This window comes from Angustibacter aerolatus (assembly GCF_054776675.1).
The window spans coordinates 31,022-51,838 of sequence record NZ_BAAHBM010000017.1 but is presented as its reverse complement, the minus strand read 5'-3'; the positions used below and the strand labels follow the sequence as shown (position 1 = coordinate 51,838).

At 73.7% G+C, this 20,817-nt stretch carries 25 protein-coding genes and 1 tRNA gene; 10 read left to right on the top strand and 16 right to left on the bottom strand.

Going from position 1 to position 20,817, the window contains the following annotated elements; genetic code table 11:
- The 6 genes from ACYVI6_RS06610 to ACYVI6_RS06585 all read right to left on the bottom strand — a co-directional run.
- On the bottom strand, positions 1 to 1,425 hold a 1,425-nt coding region (locus ACYVI6_RS06610; protein WP_460445606.1), incomplete at its 3' end, for a substrate-binding domain-containing protein.
- 43 nt (positions 1,426 to 1,468) lie between these two features.
- Positions 1,469 to 2,629 carry a phosphate ABC transporter permease PstA gene (gene pstA / locus ACYVI6_RS06605; protein ID WP_460445605.1) on the bottom strand — a complete coding sequence of 387 codons (1,161 nt, stop codon included), beginning with the start codon at positions 2,627 to 2,629 and terminating at the stop codon, positions 1,469 to 1,471.
- Positions 2,629 to 3,645 carry a phosphate ABC transporter permease subunit PstC gene (pstC, locus tag ACYVI6_RS06600; protein ID WP_460445604.1) on the bottom strand — a complete coding sequence of 339 codons (1,017 nt, stop codon included), beginning with the start codon at positions 3,643 to 3,645 and terminating at the stop codon, positions 2,629 to 2,631. The genes pstA and pstC overlap by 1 nt, the downstream gene beginning before the upstream one ends.
- Positions 3,642 to 4,478: a phosphate ABC transporter ATP-binding protein gene (locus ACYVI6_RS06595; protein ID WP_460445603.1), complete on the bottom strand. Its 837-nt coding sequence runs from the start codon at positions 4,476 to 4,478 to the stop codon at positions 3,642 to 3,644. Before ACYVI6_RS06595 ends, pstC begins: the two co-directional genes overlap by 4 nt.
- A gap of 172 nt (positions 4,479 to 4,650) precedes the next feature.
- Complete coding sequence (locus tag ACYVI6_RS06590; protein ID WP_460445602.1) at positions 4,651 to 5,103, bottom strand: hypothetical protein; 453 nt, start codon at positions 5,101 to 5,103, stop codon at positions 4,651 to 4,653.
- Between the two features lie 151 nt (positions 5,104 to 5,254).
- Entirely contained in the window at positions 5,255 to 5,704 is a 450-nt protein-coding gene (locus tag ACYVI6_RS06585) for a hypothetical protein (protein WP_284288622.1), read from the bottom strand.
- 599 nt (positions 5,705 to 6,303) lie between these two features.
- On the opposite strand from ACYVI6_RS06585, the gene ACYVI6_RS06580 reads away from it, so the two are divergent.
- A complete protein-coding gene (locus tag ACYVI6_RS06580; protein ID WP_460445601.1) occupies positions 6,304 to 6,777 on the top strand; it encodes a GNAT family N-acetyltransferase in 474 nt (157 codons plus the stop codon).
- Positions 6,778 to 6,933: 156 nt separating this feature from the next.
- Here ACYVI6_RS06580 and ACYVI6_RS06575 read toward each other — a convergent pair.
- From ACYVI6_RS06575 to ACYVI6_RS06565, 3 genes are all read right to left on the bottom strand, one after another.
- A tRNA-Ser gene (locus ACYVI6_RS06575) sits at positions 6,934 to 7,023 on the bottom strand.
- Positions 7,024 to 7,033: 10 nt separating this feature from the next.
- Positions 7,034 to 7,471 (bottom strand): tRNA adenosine(34) deaminase TadA, encoded by a 438-nt coding sequence (gene tadA / locus ACYVI6_RS06570; RefSeq protein WP_460445608.1) that lies wholly within the window; start codon positions 7,469 to 7,471, stop codon positions 7,034 to 7,036.
- 40 nt (positions 7,472 to 7,511) lie between these two features.
- The gene (locus tag ACYVI6_RS06565) at positions 7,512 to 8,099 is read right to left on the bottom strand and encodes a tRNA adenosine deaminase-associated protein (protein WP_460445600.1); all 588 of its coding nucleotides are present in this window, start codon (positions 8,097 to 8,099) and stop codon (positions 7,512 to 7,514) included.
- Between the two features lie 64 nt (positions 8,100 to 8,163).
- Here ACYVI6_RS06565 and upp point away from each other — a divergent pair, with 64 nt between their 5' ends.
- The 3 genes from upp to ACYVI6_RS06550 all read left to right on the top strand — a co-directional run bounded on the left by upp (position 8,164) and on the right by ACYVI6_RS06550 (position 9,651).
- Positions 8,164 to 8,802: a uracil phosphoribosyltransferase gene (gene upp, locus ACYVI6_RS06560; protein WP_460445599.1), complete on the top strand. Its 639-nt coding sequence runs from the start codon at positions 8,164 to 8,166 to the stop codon at positions 8,800 to 8,802.
- A 114-nt stretch (positions 8,803 to 8,916) separates the two neighbouring features.
- Positions 8,917 to 9,087: a hypothetical protein gene (locus tag ACYVI6_RS06555; RefSeq protein ID WP_460445598.1), complete on the top strand. Its 171-nt coding sequence runs from the start codon at positions 8,917 to 8,919 to the stop codon at positions 9,085 to 9,087.
- A 6-nt stretch (positions 9,088 to 9,093) separates the two neighbouring features.
- The gene (locus ACYVI6_RS06550) at positions 9,094 to 9,651 is read left to right on the top strand and encodes a PH domain-containing protein (RefSeq protein WP_460445597.1); all 558 of its coding nucleotides are present in this window, start codon (positions 9,094 to 9,096) and stop codon (positions 9,649 to 9,651) included.
- Here the strand turns inward: ACYVI6_RS06550 and ACYVI6_RS06545 are convergent, their stop codons facing one another.
- Positions 9,652 to 10,011, bottom strand: a complete 360-nt coding sequence (locus ACYVI6_RS06545) for a winged helix-turn-helix transcriptional regulator (RefSeq protein WP_460445596.1) — start codon at positions 10,009 to 10,011, stop codon at positions 9,652 to 9,654.
- A 91-nt stretch (positions 10,012 to 10,102) separates the two neighbouring features.
- Between ACYVI6_RS06545 and ACYVI6_RS06540 the strand changes: the two genes are divergently transcribed.
- Positions 10,103 to 10,720, top strand: a complete 618-nt coding sequence (locus ACYVI6_RS06540) for a malonic semialdehyde reductase (protein WP_460445595.1) — start codon at positions 10,103 to 10,105, stop codon at positions 10,718 to 10,720.
- Between the two features lie 7 nt (positions 10,721 to 10,727).
- On the opposite strand, the gene ACYVI6_RS06535 is transcribed toward ACYVI6_RS06540, so the two are convergent.
- Genes ACYVI6_RS06535 through ACYVI6_RS06520 form a run of 4 tightly spaced genes read right to left on the bottom strand, consistent with a single transcriptional unit; the run spans position 10,728 to position 14,395 of the window.
- Complete coding sequence (locus ACYVI6_RS06535) at positions 10,728 to 11,498, bottom strand: lysophospholipid acyltransferase family protein (protein WP_460445594.1); 771 nt, start codon at positions 11,496 to 11,498, stop codon at positions 10,728 to 10,730.
- Positions 11,499 to 11,508: 10 nt separating this feature from the next.
- Entirely contained in the window at positions 11,509 to 12,984 is a 1,476-nt protein-coding gene (locus tag ACYVI6_RS06530; protein ID WP_460445593.1) for an NAD(P)(+) transhydrogenase (Re/Si-specific) subunit beta, read from the bottom strand.
- Positions 12,981 to 13,268 carry an NAD(P) transhydrogenase subunit alpha part 2 gene (locus tag ACYVI6_RS06525; protein WP_460445592.1) on the bottom strand — a complete coding sequence of 96 codons (288 nt, stop codon included), beginning with the start codon at positions 13,266 to 13,268 and terminating at the stop codon, positions 12,981 to 12,983. Before ACYVI6_RS06525 ends, ACYVI6_RS06530 begins: the two co-directional genes overlap by 4 nt.
- Positions 13,265 to 14,395, bottom strand: coding sequence for an NAD(P) transhydrogenase subunit alpha (locus ACYVI6_RS06520; RefSeq protein WP_460445591.1), 1,131 nt, complete (start codon positions 14,393 to 14,395; stop codon positions 13,265 to 13,267). Before ACYVI6_RS06520 ends, ACYVI6_RS06525 begins: the two co-directional genes overlap by 4 nt.
- Positions 14,396 to 14,472: 77 nt before the next feature.
- Here ACYVI6_RS06520 and galE point away from each other — a divergent pair, with 77 nt between their 5' ends.
- Positions 14,473 to 15,465, top strand: a complete 993-nt coding sequence (gene galE / locus ACYVI6_RS06515) for a UDP-glucose 4-epimerase GalE (protein WP_460445590.1) — start codon at positions 14,473 to 14,475, stop codon at positions 15,463 to 15,465.
- Between the two features lie 67 nt (positions 15,466 to 15,532).
- Here the strand turns inward: galE and ACYVI6_RS06510 are convergent, their stop codons facing one another.
- Positions 15,533 to 16,750: an MFS transporter gene (locus ACYVI6_RS06510; protein WP_460445589.1), complete on the bottom strand. Its 1,218-nt coding sequence runs from the start codon at positions 16,748 to 16,750 to the stop codon at positions 15,533 to 15,535.
- Positions 16,747 to 17,661, bottom strand: a complete 915-nt coding sequence (locus ACYVI6_RS06505) for an LLM class F420-dependent oxidoreductase (protein ID WP_460445588.1) — start codon at positions 17,659 to 17,661, stop codon at positions 16,747 to 16,749. Before ACYVI6_RS06505 ends, ACYVI6_RS06510 begins: the two co-directional genes overlap by 4 nt.
- Positions 17,662 to 17,741: 80 nt before the next feature.
- On the opposite strand from ACYVI6_RS06505, the gene ACYVI6_RS06500 reads away from it, so the two are divergent.
- From ACYVI6_RS06500 to ACYVI6_RS06485, 4 genes are all read left to right on the top strand, one after another.
- Positions 17,742 to 18,431: a response regulator gene (locus ACYVI6_RS06500; protein ID WP_460445587.1), complete on the top strand. Its 690-nt coding sequence runs from the start codon at positions 17,742 to 17,744 to the stop codon at positions 18,429 to 18,431.
- A gap of 46 nt (positions 18,432 to 18,477) precedes the next feature.
- A complete protein-coding gene (locus ACYVI6_RS06495; protein WP_460445586.1) occupies positions 18,478 to 19,113 on the top strand; it encodes an NYN domain-containing protein in 636 nt (211 codons plus the stop codon).
- Between the two features lie 491 nt (positions 19,114 to 19,604).
- Positions 19,605 to 19,889: a hypothetical protein gene (locus tag ACYVI6_RS06490; protein WP_460445585.1), complete on the top strand. Its 285-nt coding sequence runs from the start codon at positions 19,605 to 19,607 to the stop codon at positions 19,887 to 19,889.
- Positions 19,890 to 19,898: 9 nt separating this feature from the next.
- Positions 19,899 to 20,807, top strand: coding sequence for a hypothetical protein (locus ACYVI6_RS06485; protein WP_460445584.1), 909 nt, complete (start codon positions 19,899 to 19,901; stop codon positions 20,805 to 20,807).
- Positions 20,808 to 20,817 lie beyond the last annotated feature (10 nt).

Here is a 20,817-nt window from a genome sequence, read left to right as displayed (position 1 = left end):
GCCACCCGCTCCGGAGCCGCCGGAGCCGCCCGAGGCGCTCGAGGCGCCGCCGCCGGCAGCGCCACCCGTCGTCCCACCACCGGCCGCGGGCGCGGACCCGCCGCTGGTGGGTGCCTTGCCGCCGACCGGGTTGCCGATGGCGACGGCGGTGCTGCCGCTGCACGGCCCGGCGCCGACCTCGTCGCAGGCCGGCGGCTTGGGAGCGATCTCCGCGAGGTAGTTGCGCTTGGGCTGCCCCGGCACGAACGTCGGGTTGCGGCAGCTCGAGACGGTGCTGCTGGCGACGTCGACGTCCGGGTCGGCCTGCTTCAGCTTCGCCGTCTGGTCGAAGCTGGCCTGCACCAGGTTGATCGGCAGCGGCGAGTAGCCGATCGGGCCCATCTCGCGCTGGCCCTCGCAGATCGAGTACTTGAGGTAGTCGGCGAGCGTCTGACGCTTGCCGGTGGTCATCGTCTGGTCGTTCGCGGCGGTCGGGATGATCATGTAGGAGTAGGACGACAGGGCGTACGTGCGCACGTCGCGGTAGGTGTACACGCGGTCGAGGTTCTGCAGCAGGTAGTTCGGCGAGGACTTGTCGGTGTTGATCTGCGCCTGCGTCAGGGCGACGGCCACGTTGTACTGCGTCGGCAGGGTGAAGTAGCCCGCGGCGTTCCGCAGCTTGGCCACCGGCATGTTCTTGGCCAGCGCGTACGAGTACTCGTCGAATCCGATGGCACCGTTCGCCGCGGCCGAGTTGATGTAGTTGATGACGCCGTCGGACCCGTTCTGCGCCACCGCCTGGCCCTTGCGCGGGTAGTACTCCGTCAGGCCCGAGCGGCCGAGGAACGGCCGCCAGGTGCCGGGCTCGACGGTGTCGAGGTAGCGGGTGAACTGCGCGGTCGACCCCGAGCCCTCCGAGTGCACGACCGGGATGATGGGCAGGCTCGGCAGCTGGCGGCCGTTGTTGTCCTTCGTGACGGCCGGGTCGTTCCAGTTGGTGATCTGGTTCGTGAAGATCTTCGCCAGCGTGCTGCTCGACAGCCGCAGGTCGCGCACCTTCTTGGTGCCGACCCGGATCTGGTACGGGAACGACGTGCCGCCGGCCACGATCGGCAGGTAGGCGAAGGCGCGTCCGTTGCTGGTGTCGGCCTCGCCCGTCACCGAGTCCGACCCCTGGAACCCGATGTCGGACAACGCGAAGTCGGTGGTCTTGAAGGCGAAGTTCTTGCGGCCGGTGGCCGAGCCGTTCGCGGTGAAGGTGACCTTGAGACCGCTCGGCGTGACGTCGGCGATCCACTGGTTCACGGCGTTCGACGACCAGCTCGATCCGGAGCCGTTGACCGGGGCGTGCACCTTCGCCTGCGCGGGCGCGGCGGTGGTGGCCGCCAACGCACCGAGGGCGGCGGTCAGCAGGAGGGCGGCGCGCAGCCGGCCTGGGGGTCGCATGGTGGTTCCTCTCGGGCGGTGCGGTGAGGTCGTGCGCTGCACGTCAGCGGCCCTTGCGCTGACGGGCGAGCACGCGGGTGACGACGAAGAGGGCGAGCACGAGCGCGAGCAGGACGCTGGCGGCGCCGAACCCGCGGGCGATGAAGGCGTTCTGGCCGCTGCGCACGGCGGAGAAGACGAACAGCGGCAACGAGTTCATTGGCTGGTGCAGCGGGTCGGCGTTGAAGAAGGTGCTCGCTCCGGAGGTCAGCAGCACCGGTGAGGTCTCGCCGACGCCGCGGGCGATCCCGAGGATGAGCGCGGTGGCAAGACCGGGCCGTGCGGTGGGTAGCACCACGCGCCAGGTCGTCTGCCACTGCGAGGCGCCCAGCGCCAGGCTGGCCTCCCGCAGACCGCCGGGTACGACGCGCAGGCTGACGTCGGCGGCGCGCGCGATGATCGGCAGCATCATGACGCTGATCGCCATCGACGCCGTGAACCCGGTCGGCGGGAAGTGCAGCGTGACCAGCAGCACCGTGTAGACGAACAGGCCGGCCACGATGGACGGCAGCGCCGTCATCGCCTCGACCACGGTGCGCACGATCCGTGCGGTGCGGCCGCCGACCTCCGAGAGGTAGACGGCGGTGCCGAGCCCCAGCGGCAGCGTCACCGCGACAGCGATGCCGATCTCGATGAGCGACCCGGTGACCGCGTGCAGCACGCCGCCCCGAGCCAGCGGGTCGAGCGGCCGCACGCCGGCCATGTCGTGGGCGTAGAAGTTCGGGTGCACCAGCGCCGGCACGCCGCGGGCGAACGTGAACACCACGGAGCTGACCAGCGCGACGAACACGATCAGCGCGCCGCCGGTGACGACGGCCGACATCAGCCGGTCGAGCACGATCGGCCGGGGGTGCGCGAGCGCCGTCACCAGCGCGTACAGCCCGAGGAACGACAGGTACCAGCAGACGACGAAGCCGAGCTTGCCCTGCAGCGGCAGCAGGTAGCTGAACACCACCCAGGTCAGGCCCAGCGACCCGGCGAGCGCGCCGACGAGCGAGGCGACGTCGTCGACCCCGCGCCGGCCGACCGGCCGGGGCTGCTGTCGGGCGGGGACGGCGTCCGGCTGGGTGCGGCCGGGCCCACCGGTGCCGGGCTGCAGCGGTCGTCGGGGCCGACGGCGGGTTGCGACCGGCGGTGCGTCCGGGGGCCGCGTGGTGACGGTCATCAGATCTCCGTGGCGGCGCCGCTGCGGCTGCGGCTGACGAGGACGGCGGCGGCGGTGTTCGTCGCCAGGGTGATGAGGAAGAGCACGAAGCCGGCGGTCAGCAGCGCCGACAGCTGCCCGGTCGACGCCTCGCCGAACCGGCCGGCGATGAGGGCGGAGATGGTCTCGGTGCCGATCTCGAGGACCCGCACCTTCAGCTCGAAGGCCGGGGAGATGATCAGGACGACGGCGATGGTCTCGCCGAGCGCGCGACCCAGGGCGAGCATCGTGCCGCCGATGACGCCGCCCTGGCCGAACGGCAGCACCACCGCCCGGATCGCGCCCCAGCGGGTGCCGCCGAGGGCCAGCGCGGCCTCGCGCTCACCGGCCGGAGCCTGCGCGAACACGCCGCGCATGACGGCGCAGGCCATCGGCAGCACCATCATCGCGACGGCGATCGCGGCGACGAAGACCGATGCGGTGTACCGGGTCTGCGCCCAGGCAGCCGCCCGGGGATCGGTGCCGACGTCGAAGAACGGGATCCAGCCGAGGTAGGTGTGCAGGAACCGGGCGACGTGCAGCGCGTGCGGCTGCACGAGGAAGAAACCCCACAGTCCCCAGATGATGCTCGGCACCGCCGCCATGAGGTCGACCAGCGACACCAGCGTGGCGCGCAGCCGCGGCGGGGCGTACTCGGTGATGAACAGCGCGCTGGCGAGGGCGAGCGGGAAGGCGATCGCCAGCGCGACGACCGCGACCTCGACCGTGCCGAGCAGCACCGCGGCGATGCCCAGCACGTCGCGCTCGGGCTGCCAGTCCGTCTCGGTGAAGAAGCTCAGGCCGTAGTGGCGCAGAGTCGGCACCGACTGCAGTCCGAGGAACAGGCCGATCGAGCCGGTGATCACCAGCACCAGCACGCCGATGGCCCGGGTGCCGTGCCGGAAGACCAGGTCACCCGGCGTCCGGCCCGGAGTCAGACGTCGTGGGGTCTGCGGCGGCAGCGGGATCGCCAGCACCTCGGTGTCGGCCGCGGTCACCCGAAGCGGCCGTTCACGTAGTCGGCGGTGCGCTGGTCGACCGGTGAGCCGAAGACCCGCTCCGTCGGGCCGGCCTCGACGATGCCGCCGGGCGCGCCCTGCTCGGCCAGGAAGAACGCGCACTGCTGCGAGACCCGCGCGGCCTGCTGCATGTTGTGGGTGACGATCACGACGGTGATCTCGTCGCGCAGCAGCGCGATCGTCTCCTCCACGCGGCGGGTCGACGTCGGGTCGAGGGCCGAGCAGGGCTCGTCCATGAGCAGCACGTCCGGCTCGACCGCCAGCGAACGGGCGATGCACAGCCGCTGCTGCTGACCACCGGACAGCGCCCCGCCGGGCTCGCCGAGGCGGTCCTTGACCTCGTTCCACAGCCCCCCGCGGATCAGGCAGCGCTCGACGAGCTCCTGCTTCTCGCGGCGGGAGGCGCGGGTGCCGGTCAGCTTCAGGCCGGCGGTGACGTTCTCGGCGATCGACATGGCCGGGAACGGGTTCGGCTTCTGGAAGACCATGCCGATGCGCTTGCGGACGTCGGTGATCCGCAGCTGCGGCGTGTAGACGTCGGTACCGTCGAGCCGCACCTCGCCGGCCATCGCAGCCGCCGGGTTCGACTCGTGCATCCGGTTGAGGATCCGCAGGAACGTCGACTTGCCGCAGCCCGACGGCCCGATGAGCGCCGTCACGGTGGCGGGCGGCATCGTCAGGCTGACCCGGTCGAGCACCTGGTTGCTGCCGAACCAGGCCGACACGTCCACGGCGTCCAGCTCGGCCCCGCGCGGCTGACCCGCGTCCGCCGTCTCGGGCTGCCGCGGCGTGCCGGTGGTGGTGAGGGTCACGAGCGGCCTCTCGGGTGGGGGTGGCGGACGCCGGGTGCGGCGCCTGGAGAACCGTCACGAGGCGGCACGTCCGGCGCTGCACCGCACCGCGAACGCCGGACGTGGCCAGGGTGAAGAAGACGTCCGACTCGGACGTGCGGGCCACACCGCCGCGAGCCGGGCACCGGCGGCATCACCGGACACCCGACGCGCGACGACGGGTGCGGCCACGGAGCACCTGCTGCAGCAGGCGGTCGTCGACCACCGCTGCCGGCAGGTGCACGGCGAACTGCTGGTAGCTGTAGGCGGCTTCGCGCTGTCGCTGGTAGGTGCGTCCGGAGGTCGCGACCAGCACCCCGTCGAGCACTGCGCGCCACGCCCACCCCGGCCGCTCGGGGCGGGTCGCCACGACGGGCTCGAACCCGTGGCAGCTGCGCTGCAGCGATGCCAGCCAGTCGAGCAGCTCACCCACGCCGTGCCCGGAGGTCCCTCGACCGAGCTCGCGGTGGTTGCTGGCCACGAGCCGCCACCCGACGCTCAGCGGCTCGTCGCGACTGCTCGGCCCGTGCGGGGTGAGTCGCCAGGTGCTCCCGGTGCCGTCGTCGACCAGCACCGCCGGCACCACCACCAGACGCGAGGTCGCCACGCCGTCAGTCCTCCTCGTGCCGCCCACTGGCCGCAGAGCAGGGCCGAGTCACTGTTCGACCTCGACCTGTGCCGCAGCGCATCGTGAGGGCGAACGCCGGACGGTGGTCGGGTGACCGTTCGCCCCGCTCCGGACACAGCGCGCGAAGCGCCTACCCCGATGTCACCCGGACGGCGGGCAGCGGCAGCACCGTGCCGGCTCTCCCCGACGCCACGACGAGCGCCGCGTCCACCCTGCTCGCGCCCTGACGCGGGCGCAGGGTGCAGGCGACGGTGGTGGTGCGCCCAGCGCGCACGTTCCCCGAGCAGCGCAGGGTGCCCCCGTGCGCGACGGTCGTGAGCCGCGGGCGCTCCTCACCTCCCGCCACCCACACCAGCACCTCGAAGTGCGCGCCCGCCCCCACCGCCACGGCCCTCGGCAGACCCGACGTCGGGCCGAGCAGGGCGTGCGGCACCCGCACGCTCAGCACGCCGTCGGCTCCGGCGGGCAGCGGCGCAGCGACCCGCACCGCCGGGTCCACGTCCTCCGCTCCGCCTCCGCCCGGCGCCAGCAGGGCGCACACGGTGACGGCGACGGCGACCACGAGGCGAGACCAGGGCACGTCCTCGCGTCGACGTCCGGTGCGGACACCTGGACGTGCGCGGCTCCGCGTTCACCCGCCGTCCGCTCGCCGCCCGCCGTCCCGCCACCCGGCCTGCGCCGCGGCGCAACGCGAGCAGCGTCGGACATCAGCGAATGGGACCGACGACGAGACCGCGCACCCCGATCTCGGACGCAGCGAGGCCACGGGCGATGGTGCCTGCGAGGTGAACCAGAGCCGGAGCACGACGCAGCGCCGGCGATGCGCACGGCCGCGGACAGCGCCGGACGTCGGCGAATGGGACCGACGATGAGACTGCGCCTACCGAACTCGGACGCTGCAGCCCCAGGGCGACGCCCGCGGGCCGACCGGCTGGAGATGACGAGCTGCGTGTTCGGCTTCTCCACCGAACGGCGTTCCAACAGCCGTCCCGCGGCCCGGGTTTCGCACCACGCAAACTGGGACGGGTCTCGGAACGATCCGCACGGGGCAGCTCGAGCACGGCACACCGCATGCGCTCGACTGTCCCGAGAACACGACCTGGTGCAGCGCGATCGATCGTCGCTCGACCCGACCAGGCGGCGGCTCGTGGAACCGGGCATGAACCTACGCTCATCGACATGACGGTGGAGCGGTCGCTCGAGGAGATCACGCCGGAGAACATCGGTGATGCGCTGGGCATCGAGGTTCGAGATGACCAGAGACGTGCGGTGGCGCCCGTCGCGAAGTCCCTGGCGGAGGCATACGCGTTCAGGGAGCGCGCCTGGCCACGGGTGATCCGGTGCGAGGGGCGAGCGGTCGGTTTCCTCATGGCGTTTTTCGACTTCGATTTCAACCACGCCCTTGCTACGTCCGAGCCCGACCTCCGGTCCGGGCTGTGGCGGCTCAGCATCGCCGCAGCACACCAGCGGCGTGGCCATGGCCGGTATGCCGTCGCCGCCGTCGCCGCCGAGCTCCGCCGCCGTGGCATTCCTCGTCTCACGACGACCTGGCACGTCGGAGATGGCAGCCCCGAGCGCTTCTACCTGGGGCTGGGCTTCTCACCCACTGGGGAAATGAGCGGAGATGAGCGCGTCGGCGAGCTCGAGCTGTAGGCCCGATCGCAATCTCGCACACGAGTGCACCCTGTACCCGTGCCAGTACGCCGGCAGGGTGTCCACGATGTGATGTACCTGGCCTGAAACCGAGACTGCACGCGACAGAGCCCCTCGCCGCTTCTGCGGTCGAGGGGCTCCGGTCGTGCTCACTGCTGGCGGTGGCGGTGGGATTTGAACCCACGGTGGAGTCTCCCCCACACACGCTTTCGAGGCGTGCTCCTTAGGCCGCTCGGACACGCCACCGCCGGAGACTCTACCGGTCGCGGCGGCCGGCGAAGAAATCGAGCAGGAGGGCGGCGCACTCGCCCTCGCGGACGCCGCCGACGACCTCCACGCGGTGGTTGACGCGGCGGTCGCGGACGAGGTCCCAGACGGTGCCGGTGGCGCCGGCCTTGTCGTCCCAGGCGCCGAGGACGACGCGGTCGAGGCGCGAGAGCACGATGGCTCCGGCGCACATGGGGCAGGGCTCGAGGGTGACGTAGAGGGTGCAGCCGTCGAGGCGCCAGCTGCCGAGCGACGCGGACGCCGCGCGCAGGGCGAGCACCTCGGCGTGGGCGGTCGGGTCGTGGTCGGCCTCGCGGCGGTTGCGGCCGGCGCCGAGCACCTCGCCGTCCGGGCCGACGATCACGCAGCCGACCGGCACGTCGCCGGTGGCCAGGCAGGCCCGGGCCTCGTCGAGGGCGAGGCCCATGCGCGCCGCGTCGTCCGGCGCGACGGTCAGCCCGCTCACCTCAGCGCAGCGCGTCGAGCTGGTCGTCGAAGCCGCAGCGCTCGCCGACGTCGGCCAGCACCGTGCCGGGGTCGTCGACCGACTCGACGACGAGGTCGACCAGCTCGCGGGGGCTGACGCCGAGGTCCTCGAGCAGGCTGGGGTCGCCGGCCCACGCCGACGGCGGGTCCACGGGGTCGTCGTCGGCGACGGCGGGGGCGTCGTCCTCGTCGTCGTCCACGACCACCAGCTCGTCGTCGTCCTCGTCGTCGGTGGCCTTGGGGGCCGGACGACGCAGCGCAGCGAAGGCGTCGTCGTCGAGGTCGCGCACGGGGGCGAGCAGCTCGGCGAACTGGCTGCGCTCGGCGGCGTCGAGGTCGCTCACGAACACCCGGTGGTCCTCCGACGACCCGGCGTCGGCGCGCACCAGCGCGAACCACTCGTCCTCGCGCTCGAGGACGGCGACGACCGGCCCGTCGGCGTGCGCCGCCGAACGCATGTGCTCGGCCAGCTCGTCGAGCGACTCGACCTCCTCGACGTCGACGTCGAGGGCTCGCCAGCCGCCGCCCTGGCGCCCGATGACCGCGGAGAAGTACGACACGGCGGTCATGGTGGCACGAACGGCGGACCGGCCGCACCCACCGCCGAGCCGGGTTGGCGATAGGTTCGCGGCCATGCGCGTGCACGTCGCCGACCACCCGCTGGTCGCCCACAAGCTGACCACCCTGCGCGACGAGCGCACCGACTCGCCGACCTTCCGGCGGCTGGCCGACGAGCTGGTGACGCTGCTGGCCTACGAGGCCACCCGCGACGTCCGCGTCGTGCCGGTCGAGGTGCGGACGCCGGTGTCGCCGGCCACCGGCGTGCGGCTCAGCAGCCCGAAGCCGCTCGTGGTGCCGATCCTGCGCGCCGGCCTCGGCATGCTCGACGGCATGGTGCGGCTGCTGCCGACGGCCGAGGTGGGCTTCCTCGGCATGGTCCGCGACGAGCAGACGCTGACGGCGACGACGTACGCCACCCGGCTGCCCGACGACCTGCACGGCCGCCAGTGCTACGTGCTCGACCCGATGCTGGCCACGGGCGGCACGCTGGCCGCGGCGATCCGGTTCCTCGTCGAGCGCGGCGCCGACGACATCACGGCGATCTGCCTGCTCAGCGCGCCCGAGGGCATCGAGCGGCTCGAGCGCGACCTCGAGGGGCTCGACGTGCCGGTGTCGGTCGTCACGGCCGCCGTCGACGAGCGGCTGAACGAGCTCGGCTACATCGTGCCGGGCCTCGGTGACGCCGGCGACCGGCTGTACGGCGTGGTCTGACCCGCGGGACACGCCGCCGCGGCGCGCCTGCCCGGGTCACCGCCTCGGGCAGGGCAGGATGGCGCGCGGTGGCGTGCCGTCCGGCAAGCCCTCGACCGGTCGGGAGGTGCGCGCGTGGGCAAGCTGAAGAAGCCGCTGCTGATCCTCGTCGTCGCGTTCTTCCTCTACGCGCTGTTCAAGTCGCCCGACCAGGCCGCGAGCATCGTGCGCAGCGCGTGGGACGGCATCGTCGAGGGCCTGCACGCGATCGGGCGCTTCTTCGACGCCCTCCTGCAGTCGGACTGACCCGCCGTGTCGGAGGTGTCCGACGAGGGCCTGGCGCAGATGCAGCGCTACCTGCTGGCCGGTGAGCGGCCGGTCATCGTCACCCGTCGGCACTGGGCAGTCGTCTTCGAGCCGGTCGCGAGCGCCGTCGTCGGCCTGGCGCTGACGTCGTTCGTCGTGGCGCGGCTGGGCGACTCGGCCCGTGCCGTCACCAACGCGTGCGCGCTGGTCGCGCTGCTGCTCGTGGCGCGGGCGCTGTGGCACCTGTGGGAGTGGTGGCACGACTGGTTCGTGGTGACCGACGAGCGGCTGCTGCTGCGGTACGGGTTCTTCAACCGGCGGGTCGCGGTGATGCCGCTCGCCAAGGTCACCGACATGTCGTACAACGTCTCGCTGGTCGGCCAGGTGCTGCGCTACGGCGAGTTCGTGTTCGAGTCGGCCGGCCAGGACCAGGCGCTGCGCAACATCAGGTACCTCGCCCGGTCCGAGACGCTGTTCGCGGCGCTGTCGAACGAGCTGTTCGGCGAGCACGGCCTGATGTCGTCGCGCCGACGGCGCTCGCGCGCCTCGCGGGACGACGACTAGCTAGCAGTCGGTGAGGTTCTCGCGGGCCCAGGTGGTCAGCTCGGCGAGCGCCGGCAGCAGGGCCCGGCCGGCGTCGGTGAGCCGGTAGCCGACCGACACCGGGGGCCCGGGCTCGACGTCGCGCTGCACGAGGCCGGCGCGGGCGAGCTCGGAGAGCCGGTCGCTGAGCACCGAGTCGCTGATGCCCTGCACGGCGCGGCGCAGGTCGCTGAAGCCGAGCGGGCCGCTGCCCAGGGTGCCCAGGATGACGCCGTTCCAGCGCTTGCCGAGGAACCCGAAGGCACGGGCGAGCGCTCCGTCGCAGGCGCGCGGGTCGTGCGCCTGCTCGGCCAGCTGGGCCACCCCGGTCGCCTCGTCCACCCCATGACTCTACTCCCGCACTCGCCTGGGGCATGCTACTTTCTTTTTCGAAGCAACCCATGACTTCGTAGCAGCATCGAACAGGAGAGCCATGACCATCGAGGCCGGCACCGACCGTCTGCACCGCCTGGACGACGAGGCGCGCGCCGCGCTGTTCCTCGACGCCCGCACCGCGAACACGTTCAGCGACGAGCCCGTGAGCGACGAGCAGCTGCGCGACGTGTGGGAGCTCGCGCGCTGGGCGCCCACGGCGGCGAACATGCAGCCGCTGCGCGTGCTCTTCGTGCGCCCCGGCGCCGGCCGCGAGCGCCTCGTCGAGCTGATGGCCGACGGCAACAAGGAGAAGACCGCCGCCGCGCCGGCCGTGGCCGTGCTGGCCACCGACACCCGGTTCCACGAGCACGTCCCCACGATCTTCCCGATCCGTCCCGAGATGCAGGACGTGCTCGAGCAGGACGAGGCGATGCGCGCCGGCATGGGGTCGCAGAACGCCTGGCTGCAGGCCGGTTACCTCATCCTCGCGGTGCGCGCGGTCGGGCTCGCCGCGGGCCCGATGGCGGGGTTCGACCGGGCCGGCGTCGACGCCGCGTTCTTCCCGGGCGGCCGGCTGCAGAGCCAGCTCGTCGTGAACATCGGCCACCCCGGCCCCGAGGCGTGGTTCCCGCGGCTGCCGCGGCTCGAGCACGACCAGACGGTCAGCTGGGCCTGAGACCGCCTCAGCCCTCGGACGGCTCGCCGCGCGCGATCCGGTCCTCACGGTCCGAGGCGTCCATGGCTGCGGCCTCGGCCGGGGTGGGCGCGGTGCCGCCCAGGTGCGCCGGGTGCCACCAGGCGTCCTCCCCCGGCCGGGGCTGGTCCGGCGTCCGGGCCTGTGCGTCGTCGAGCAGCTCCTGCATGCGGGTGCGCAGCAGGGCGGTCAGCTCGTCGCCGTCGACCGACCGCGGGACGTCGATGGGCGCGCCGACGTTGATCAGGATGCTGCGGCCGCGCTGCGCGAGCTTCGGCGGCCGCCCCTTCGTCATCAGCCGCTGACCGCCCCAGACCGCCACCGGCACGAGCGGCGCCTTGCCGACCTGCGCCATCCGGACGGCGCCGGACTTCAGCTCCTTCACGGTGAACGACCGGCTGATCGTCGCCTCCGGGAAGATGCCGACGACCTCACCCTGCTTCAGCGCCGTCAGCGCCGCCCGGAACGACGCCGACCCGGCCTGCCGGTCGACCGAGATGTGGTGCATGCCGCGCATCAGCGGCCCGCTGACCCGGTTGGTGAACACCGACTCCTTCGCCATGAACCGGGTCAGCCGCCCGACGTGGACGCCGGCCAGCCCGGCGAAGACGAAGTCGAGGTAGCTGGTGTGGGTGCTGGCGATCACCGCCGGCCCCTGCGCGGGGATGTGCTCCGCGCCGTGCACGTGCACCTTCATGCCGGTCAGGGCGAAGTAGGTCTTCAGTGCGCCGATGACGGGCGGGTACACGAGGTCGGCCACGCGCAGAACCCTAGAGCGCCTTCACCGCCGCCACGACTCTGGCCAGGCTCTCCTTGGCGTCGCCGAACAGCAGCGTGGTGCGCGGGTCGTGCAGCAGCTCGTTGTCGATGCCCGCGAACCCCGGCCGCATCGAGCGCTTGAGGAACACCACCTGCTGCGCCTGGTCGACCTCGAGGATCGGCATGCCGTAGATCGGCGCCCCCGGGGTCGTCTTCGCCGCCGGGTTCACCACGTCGTTGGCCCCGACCACCAGCGCGACGTCGGTGGTGCGCAGCTCGGGGTTCACGTCGTCCATCTCGCGCAGCGACTCGTACGGCACGTTCGCCTCGGCGAGCAGCACGTTCATGTGCCCCGGCATGCGCCCCGCGACCGGGTGGATGCCGTAGACCACCTCGGTGCCGCGCGCCTCCAGCAGCTCGGCCAGCTCGCGGATCGTGTGCTGCGCCTGCGCCACCGCCAGGCCGTACCCGGGCACGATCACCACCTTGCGCGCGTAGCCGAGCAGCACCGCCACGTCGTCCGGCGTGCCGCTGCGCACCGGCCGCGACTCCTGACCGGACGTCGGCCCGCCGGACGTCGCCGTGAACGCGCCGAACAGCGTCGCCGTCAGCGGTCGCCCCATCGCCTGCGCCATCAGCCGGGTGAGGATCGTGCCGCTCGCCCCGACCAGCGTGCCGGCCACCAGCAGCAGGGTGTTCTGCAGCACGTACCCCGACGCCGCGACGCTCAACCCGGTGAACGCGTTCAGCAACGAGATGACGATCGGCACGTCGGCGCCGCCCACCGGCAGCACGAACAGCACGCCGACCACCAGGGCGAGGACGGCGAGGGCCACCAGCACCAGGGCCGGCGGCAGGCCGTCGTGGCTGGTCACGACCAGCAGGACGGCGAGGGCGACGGCCAGCGCCAGGGTGCCGCCGAGCAGGAACCGACCGCCGCGCAGCACGACCGGCCGAGTCGTCATCAGCTCCTGCAGCTTGGCGAAGGTGACCAGTGACCCGGCGAACGAGACGCAGCCCACCAGCACGGTGAAGACGCCCGCCGCGAGGGCGATCCACCCGAGCGCAGCGGGGACGACGGGCGGGTCGAGGACGAAGAGGCCCTGCTCCTGCGGCAGGTAGTCGCGGTACGCCGTCCACCCGACGGCCACCGGCGCGCGCAGCTCGAGCCCGGCGACGAGCGCTGCCGCGGCGCCGCCGACGCCGTTGAACAGCGCGACGAGCTGGGGCATCTGCGTCATCGCGACGCGACGGGCGGCCGGCACGCCGACCAGCACGCCGACGGCGATCGCGACGAGGATCGGCACCAGGTGGTCGAGGTCGGCCGAGAGGAACGCGACGAGCAGCCCGATCACGGCCCCGGCGGCACCGACCAGGTTGCCGCGGCGGGCGGTGCGCGGCGACGACAACCCCTTGAGGGCCAGCACGAAGCAGACGGCGGCGACCAGGTACCCGACGTCGGCCCAGGTCGGCGAGAGCACGCTCACCGGCGTCCCTCGCGACCGCGGAACATCTCCAGCATCCGGTCGGTGACGACGAACCCGCCGACCAGGTTGACGGTCGCGAGCACGACCGCCACCAGCCCGAGCACCAGGCCGGCCGTGGTCTCGGTGCGCCCCGTCACGAGCACCGCCCCGACCAGCACGACGCCGTGGATCGCGTTGGCGCCGCTCATCAACGGCGTGTGCAGGGTCGAGGAGACCTTGGCGACGACCTCGAAGCCGACGAAGACCGCCAGCACGAACACGGTGAGCCAGGCGGTCGCCGTCACGTCGTCCCCTCCAGCTGCAGCCGGGTCGGCGCGTGCCGCACGGCACCCGCGTGGGTCAGGCAGGCCGCGTCGACGATCTCGTCGTCGAGGTCGAGCGCCAGCGCGCCGGCGTCGTCGAGCAGCAGCGCCAGCAGGTTCGCCACGTTCTTCGCGTAGAGCCGGCTGGCGTCGGCCGGCATCGCCGACGCCGCGTCCTGCAGGCCGACGACGGTCGCGTGCCGCACCTGCCGCGTCTCGCCGGCGACGACGCCCTGCACGTTGCCGCCGCTCTCGGCCGCGAGGTCGACCACCACCGAGCCCGGGCCCATCGCCTCGACCATGTCGCTGGTGACCAGCAGCGGCGCCTGCCGGCCCGGCACGGCCGCCGTCGTGATGAGCGCGTCGGCCTTCGCGACGTACGGCGCCAGGGCCTCGCGCTGCCGCTGCGCGCGGTCCTCGCCGAGCTCGCGGGCGTAGCCGCCGCTGCCCTCCAGCACCTCGAGGCCCAGGTCGAGGAACGTCGCGCCCATCGAGCGCACCTCGTCGGCGGACGACGGGCGCACGTCGTAGGCCTGCACCACGGCGCCCAGCCGCTTCGCCGTCGCGATCGCCTGCAGCCCGGCCACCCCGGCCCCGAGCACCAGCACCGTCGCGGGCGGCACGGTGCCGGCAGCGGTCATGAAGAGCGGGAAGAACCGCGGCAGCCGCACCGCCGCCTCGAGCACGCACCGGTAGCCGGTGACGAGCGACTGCGAGGTGAGCGCGTCCATCGACTGCGCGCGCGAGATGCGCGGCACGAGCTCCATCGCGAACGACGTGGCACCCGCGTCGCGCAGCGCCCGCACGCCGTCCGGCTCCGTGGCCGGCGAGGCGAACCCGATCGTCACCGCGCCCGGTCGCAGCGCCCCGGCGTCCGCGGGCAGCAGCGGCCGCACGTGCAGCACGACGTCGGCCCCGGTCAGCACGTCGCCGTCGACCACGGTGGCGCCGGCGGCCCGGTAGGCGTCGTCGCCCGCGAGGGCCGCGACGCCCGCGCCGGACGCCACGACCACCTCGTGCCCGGCTCGCACCAGGGGCGCGACGGTCGCCGGCAGCGCCGCGACCCGCCGCTCACCGGGCCGGCGCTCGGCGACGACGGCGATCCGCATGGCCGCAACCTAGTGCGCACAGGGTCCGCACGGTGTGCGCACGACGTGGTCGGTGGCGCATCGCTAGCCTGACCGGCATGAAGATCCTCATCACCGGCGGGGCCGGCTTCATCGGCAGCACGATCGGCTCGGCGTGCCTCGACCGGGGCATCGAGGTGGTCGTGCTCGACGACCTGTCGAAGGGCCGGGTCGAGTTCACCGAGGGTCGGCACTTCGTCGAGGGCGACCTCGGCGACCCGGTGGCGCTGGAGAAGGTGGTCGCGAACCACCCCGACATCGACGCCGTCGTGCACTGCGGCGCGCACATCGTGGTGCCCGAGTCGGTCGAGCAGCCCCTCGACTACTACGAGAACAACGTGTCGAAGACGCTCACGATGGTGCGCACGCTCATCGACCTCGGCGTCCACCGGCTGCTGTTCAGCTCGTCGGCGTCGATCTACGCACCCAGCGACGACCTCACGGTCGACGAGACCTCGCCGCTCGCGGCGTCCAGCCCCTACGCCCGCACCAAGCTCGTCGACGAGATGCTCTTCGAGGACGTCGCGGCGACCGGCGCGCTGCAGGTGCTGTCGCTGCGCTACTTCAACCCCATCGGCTGCGACCCGCAGATGCGCACCGGCCTGCAGATCCGCTACCCCTCGCACGCGCTGGGCAAGCTCATCCAGTGCTACGAGGCGGGCGAGCCGTTCACCATCACCGGCACCGACTGGCCCACGCCCGACGGCACCGGCATCCGCGACTACGTGCACGTGTGGGACCTCGCCCTCGCGCACGTCGAGGGCCTGCTGCGCTTCGACTCGGTGGTCGGCGGCACCGGGCACGGCGTCATCAACCTGGGCACCGGCCACGGCACCACGGTGCGCCAGCTGGTCACCGCGTTCGAGCAGGTCACCGGCGAGCCGATGCAGGTCACCGAGTCGGGCCCGCGCCCGGGCGACGTCGCCGGCTGCTACACCCGCTCGCAGCGCGCGGCCGACCTGCTCGACTGGCGCGCCGAGCGCAGCCTCGAGCAGGGCATCGCCGACTCGCTCGCCTGGGCGAAGGTGCGCGACCAGCGCCTCTCCGCCTGACCCGCCGAGCTGCCACTTCAGGGGCACCGCCCGACCCCGCGGACCCCGCGACGTGGCAGCTCGCCGGCTAGCGGGCGGGGCGCCAGGTGCGCTGGGCGGCGAGGGCCAGGGCGGCGGTGAGGCCGACGGCGAGCGCCGCCGTCAGGAACGAGAACGAGACGCCGCCGGCCTCGATGATCGCGCCGGCGACGGCCGTGCCCGCCGCGCCGCCGGTCGTGGTGGCGGTGGCCAGGTACGACTGCGCCTCGTGGGCGTGCCCATCCGGCGCGACGCCGTCGACGACGTTCTGCTGGACGACGAGGGTCGGGGCGATGCAGAGCCCGGTGACCAGCAGCACCGGCAGCAGCACCGGCAGGCGCGCGCCGACCGTGATCAGCAGCACGGTGATCGCGAGCAGGCCGATGCACATGCCGCCGAGCGTGATCGGCAGCCGCGAGTGCTCGGCGCGGTCGTGCGGCAGCGTGCCGTAGAGCAGGCCGCCGATCACGCTGCCGCCGGCGATCGCGGCGTAGAGCAGGCCGAGCCGGCTCTGGTCGTGCAGCACCTCGCTGGCGGTCGCGGCGAGTGAGGTGTCGATGCAGCCGAAGCCGATCGCCAGCCCGACGCCCGTCGCCAGCACCGGCGCCAGGCCGCGCACCCGCAGCAGCTCGCGCCGGGGCAGCCGGGTGTGGTCCTCGGGCAGCGCGACCGGCGGTGTGCGGGCGGGGCGCGACGCCGAGTAGGCCAGGCCGCCGCCGACGAGCAGCGCCGCGGTGACCAGCAGCGGCAGCACCGGCGGGCCGACGACGAGCAGCACCGACAGCACCACCGGGCCCCCGACGAAGATCGCCTCGACCGCGACGGCGTCGAGCACGTAGCCGGCGCGCTGGTCGGCCTCGTCGTCGAGCACCACGCGCCAGGCCGAGCGCATGGCGGCGCTGATCGGCGGCACCGCGACGCCCGAGCCGAGGGCCAGCAGCAGCAGCACCGCGAGCGGCGCGTCGAGCACCGCGGCCAGGGCGGTGCCGGTGAGCAGCACCCCGCCGGCCAGCGCCGTCGGCACGATCACCCTGGCCTGCCCGACCCGGTCCATCGCGCGACCCCAGGTGGGCGAGCCGAGCGCCGTGCCGACGGTGAAGGCACCGGTCACCAGGCCGGCGAGCGCGTACGACCCGCGCTCGTGCTGCACGAGCAGCAGGATGCCGAGCGGCGCCATCGACAGCTGCAGGCGGGCGAGCACCGCGGCCACCCACGGCCGCGACGCCTGGCCCTGCCGCAGGACGCGCCAGTACCCCCCGGAGCTCACTGCAGCTGGGGCGCGACGGCCTCGGCGACGAGCGAGAGGTGGTCGAGGTCGGACAGGTCCATCACCTGCAGGTACAGCCGGGTGGCGCCGGCCTCGCGGAACCTGCCCATCTTGTCGACGACCTCGGCCACGCTGCCGGCGAAGCCGTTCTCGCGCAGCTCGTCGACGTCGCGCCCGATCGCCTCGGCGCGGCGCGCCACCTCGGCGTCGTCGCGACCCACGCACAGCACCTGCGCGGCCGACAGCGTCAGCTCGCGGCCGGTCTGGAGCGCCGCCTCGCGCACCCAGCCGAACTCGTCGACCGTCTGCGCCAGCGGCGAGAAGGCGCTGTTGAACTCGGTGGCGTAGGTCGCGGCCAACCGCGGCGTCCGCTTGCGGCCGTGACCGCCGACGATGATGGGCAGCGGCTGCTGCTGCGAGCGCACGAGGCCCGGGTTGCCGGTGAGCGTGTAGTGCTCGCCGTCGAACTCGAACGGGCCGTCGGCGCCCAGCAGGCCGGTGACGACCGCGAGCTGCTCCTCGAGCTTGTCGAACCGCTGCCCGACCGAGCCGAAGTCGATGCCGAAGGCCGAGTGCTCGGCCTCGAACCAGCCGCTGCCGAGGCCGAGCTCGACCCGGCCGCCGCTCATCTGGTCGACCTGCGCGACGGCCACGGCCAGCGGGCCGGGCAGCCGGAAGGTCGCCGGCGACACCAGCGTGCCGAGGCGGATGCGCTTGGTCTCGCGAGCCAGACCGGCCAGCGTGATCCAGGCGTCGGTCGGGCCGGGGCGACCGTCGACGGAGCCCATCGCCAGGTAGTGGTCGGACCGGAAGAACGCGTCGAAGCCGAGCTCCTCGGTGGCGCGCGCGACCGTCAGCAGCTGGTCGTAGGTGGCGCCCTGCTGGGGTTCGGTGAAGATGCGCAGCTCCATGCCCCGAACCTATCGTCCGCTCCCGACACCGGCCCCCGGGCAGCGCACCGGCCGCACGCACCCGGTGCCACGATGAGCCGGTGACGCGGGCGCTGGTGGTCGACGACGAGCCGCAGATCCTGCGCGCCCTGCGGATCAACCTGTCGGCCCGCGGCTACGACGTCCGCACCGCGGCCGACGGTCGCAGCGCGCTGCAGGTGGCCGCCGAGCACCACCCGGAGGTCGTCGTGCTCGACCTCGGCCTGCCCGACCTGCACGGCGTCGAGGTCATCGAGGGCCTGCGCGGCTGGACCCGGGTGCCGATCCTCGTGCTGTCCGGTCGCGCCGACTCCGCCGACAAGGTCGACGCGCTCGACGCCGGCGCCGACGACTACGTCACCAAGCCGTTCTCGATGGACGAGCTGCTCGCGCGGCTGCGGGCGATGGTGCGGCGGTCGGGGGCGCCGGACGACGCGACGGTCGTCACGCTCGGGCCGAGCACCGTCGACCTGGCGGCGCACGCCGTCCACCGCACCGACCCGGGCGAGGAGCCGCGCGACGTCCGGCTGACCCCGACCGAGTGGGGCGTGCTCGAGGTGCTGCTGCGCGCGCCGGGACGGCTGGTCAGCCAGCGGCAGCTGCTGGCCGAGGTGTGGGGGCCGGGGTACCGCGACGAGACGAACTACCTGCGCATCTACCTGGCGCGGCTGCGGCGCAAGCTCGAGGCCGACCCCGCCCGCCCGCGGCACCTGCTCACCGAGCCGGGCATGGGCTACCGCTTCGAGCCCTGAGCCCGGAGGTCCCCGCCCGACCGGCGCGAGGGTGCACCATGTGCCCATGGACGACGGGCCGGCAGACCACGACGAGGCGCGACCCGAGCTCGACCTGCTCGTGTGGGACGCCCCGAACATCGACATGACGCTGTCGAACGTCATCGGCGAGCGCCCGTCGCCGGCGTCCAGGCCGCGCTTCGACGCGATCGCCCGCTGGTTCGTCGAGCGGGCCGGCGAGCGCGACGTCGAGGGCAGCGTGTTCGCGAACGTGCCCCCGGCCGCGGCCACCGGCATGCGCGGCTGGATCGAGGCGCTACGCTCGTTCGGCTTCGCGGTGTTCGCCAAGCCCAAGCTGCACCCGGACGACGACGTCGACCTCGACATGGTCAAGCACATCGACGACCGCACCCGCTCGCACAAGCTGGTGCGGCTGGTCGTGGCCAGCGGCGACGGGCGCAACTTCCTCGAGCCGCTCGAGCGGTTCGCCCGCGAGGGCACCCAGGTCACGGTCATCTCGTTCGCCGAGGTCGCCGGCTACGCGCTCGAGTCCGACCTCATCGAGTTCCTCGACCTCGAGGACGTGCCGGGCGCCTTCCAGTCGCCGCTCGACCGGGTGCGGCTCGACGCCCTGCCGGCCGGTGGTGCGTGGCTGCGGCCGAGCCGCTCGCTGCGCGACGTCGCCGCCGGCGTGCCTCGCTGACCGGCGACCTCTGGTCTCGCGTCCCGGGTCCCCGGCGCGCCGGCGGCCCCCTCGCGCCACCGGCGCGCCGACGGACCCGGCGCGCACCGCCCCGCGGGCGCGTGGGGTGAGGTCCGCGCCGTCTGCCGGGGCGGTCCGTCGCGGTGCCTCGGCACCGCGGAACCGCTCGTACTGCACTTCGTGGGACTGCGTGAGAACTGCGTGAGAACTGCTGGAACCGCTCGTGCTGCAGGGATCCGCTGGTCGTGCCTGTACCGCTCGTGCTGCCGCGGACCCGCTCCGCTCGTCCCGTGCACCACCGGGACCTTCGTCCGCGCAACCAATGGTGTACCCGGGGGTGGTGCTCGCGCAGCGGATCGGCCGGAAACCCGGAACCGGCCGCCGCGCCGGTGCGTCCGACCACCGTGCGACACCCACGTGCGGCGGCCCCGGCGCTCGTCCTCGCGCTGCTCGGTGCGAGCGGTTGCGGGGCCTCCGGGCCTGCTGGTGCGGTGACCCCGCCGACGTCGACCCCGCCCGCGTCGACGGCCCCGGCCCCGGCGTCCACGACCGTCACCGGCGTCGTCGAGGACGGCGTGGAGGCCCGCTGCCTGCTGCTGCGGGGCGGCGGCACCGAGTACCTGCTGCTCGGTGACCACGGGCTGCGGGCCGGCGACCGCGCCACGGTCAGCGGCACGGTGGCCCGCGGCGTGGCGTCGTACTGCCAGCAGGGCGTGCCGCTGCGCGTGACCCGCGTCGAGTCGGTGCAGCGGTCCGGCACGGCGCCCGGGTCGTAGGCTCGCGGCGTGCCGGACGACGCCGAGGCCGCCGACGACGCCGTCGAGGCGGCCGCCGAGGAGCTGTACGGCCTGGCACCCGGCGACTTCACCGCCCGGCGCGACGAGCTGGCCAAGGACGCGAAGACCACCGGCGACCGGGCCGCCGCCAAGGCCATCGGCGCCTTCCGGCGTCCGACCGTGCCCGCGCACCTGGTGAACCAGCTGGCCCGCGGCGACGAGCTCGCCGACCTGCTCGAGGTCGGCGAGGCGCTGCGCGAGGCGCAGTCCGACCTGCAGGGTGCCCAGATGCGCATCCTGACCAAGCAGCGCCAGCAGGTGATCGCCGCGCTGGTGCGGCGCGCCGGCGAGGTCGCCGACGAGCAGGACCTGAAGCTGACCGACGCCGCCGCGCGCGAGGTCGAGCAGACCCTCACGGCGTCCGTCGCCGACCCGGCAGCCGAGCAGGCCGTCGCCTCTGGCCGGCTGACCCGTGCGCTGGCGTACTCGGGCTTCGGCGAGGTCGACATCACCGCGGCCACCGCGCTGCCGCTGCCCGAGCGGGCACCGAGGCCGAAGGCCGAGCCGGCGCTCGCTCCGGAGCCGGCACCGGCGAAGCCCGCGGCACGTCGCGAGCGCGCGCTGCAGGTCGCCCCAGAGCCCGACCCGCGGGCCGAGCGGCTCGAGCAGGCCGAGCGGGCCGCCACCGATGCCGCGGACGACGTGGCCCGGGCGAAGGAGGCGGCGGACGACGCGGAGCGGGCCGCCACGGACGCCGAGCAGCGCGTCGACGACCTGACCGAGCAGCTGCGGCTCGCCCGCGAGGAGCGCACCGCGGCGACCCGGGCCCGCGACGCCGCCGTCCGGGCCCTGCGGCGGGCCGAGCGCGAGGCCCGCGAGGCCACCTCGGCGCTGCGCGCCCTGCGCCGCCGCTCCTGACCCCCTCCCG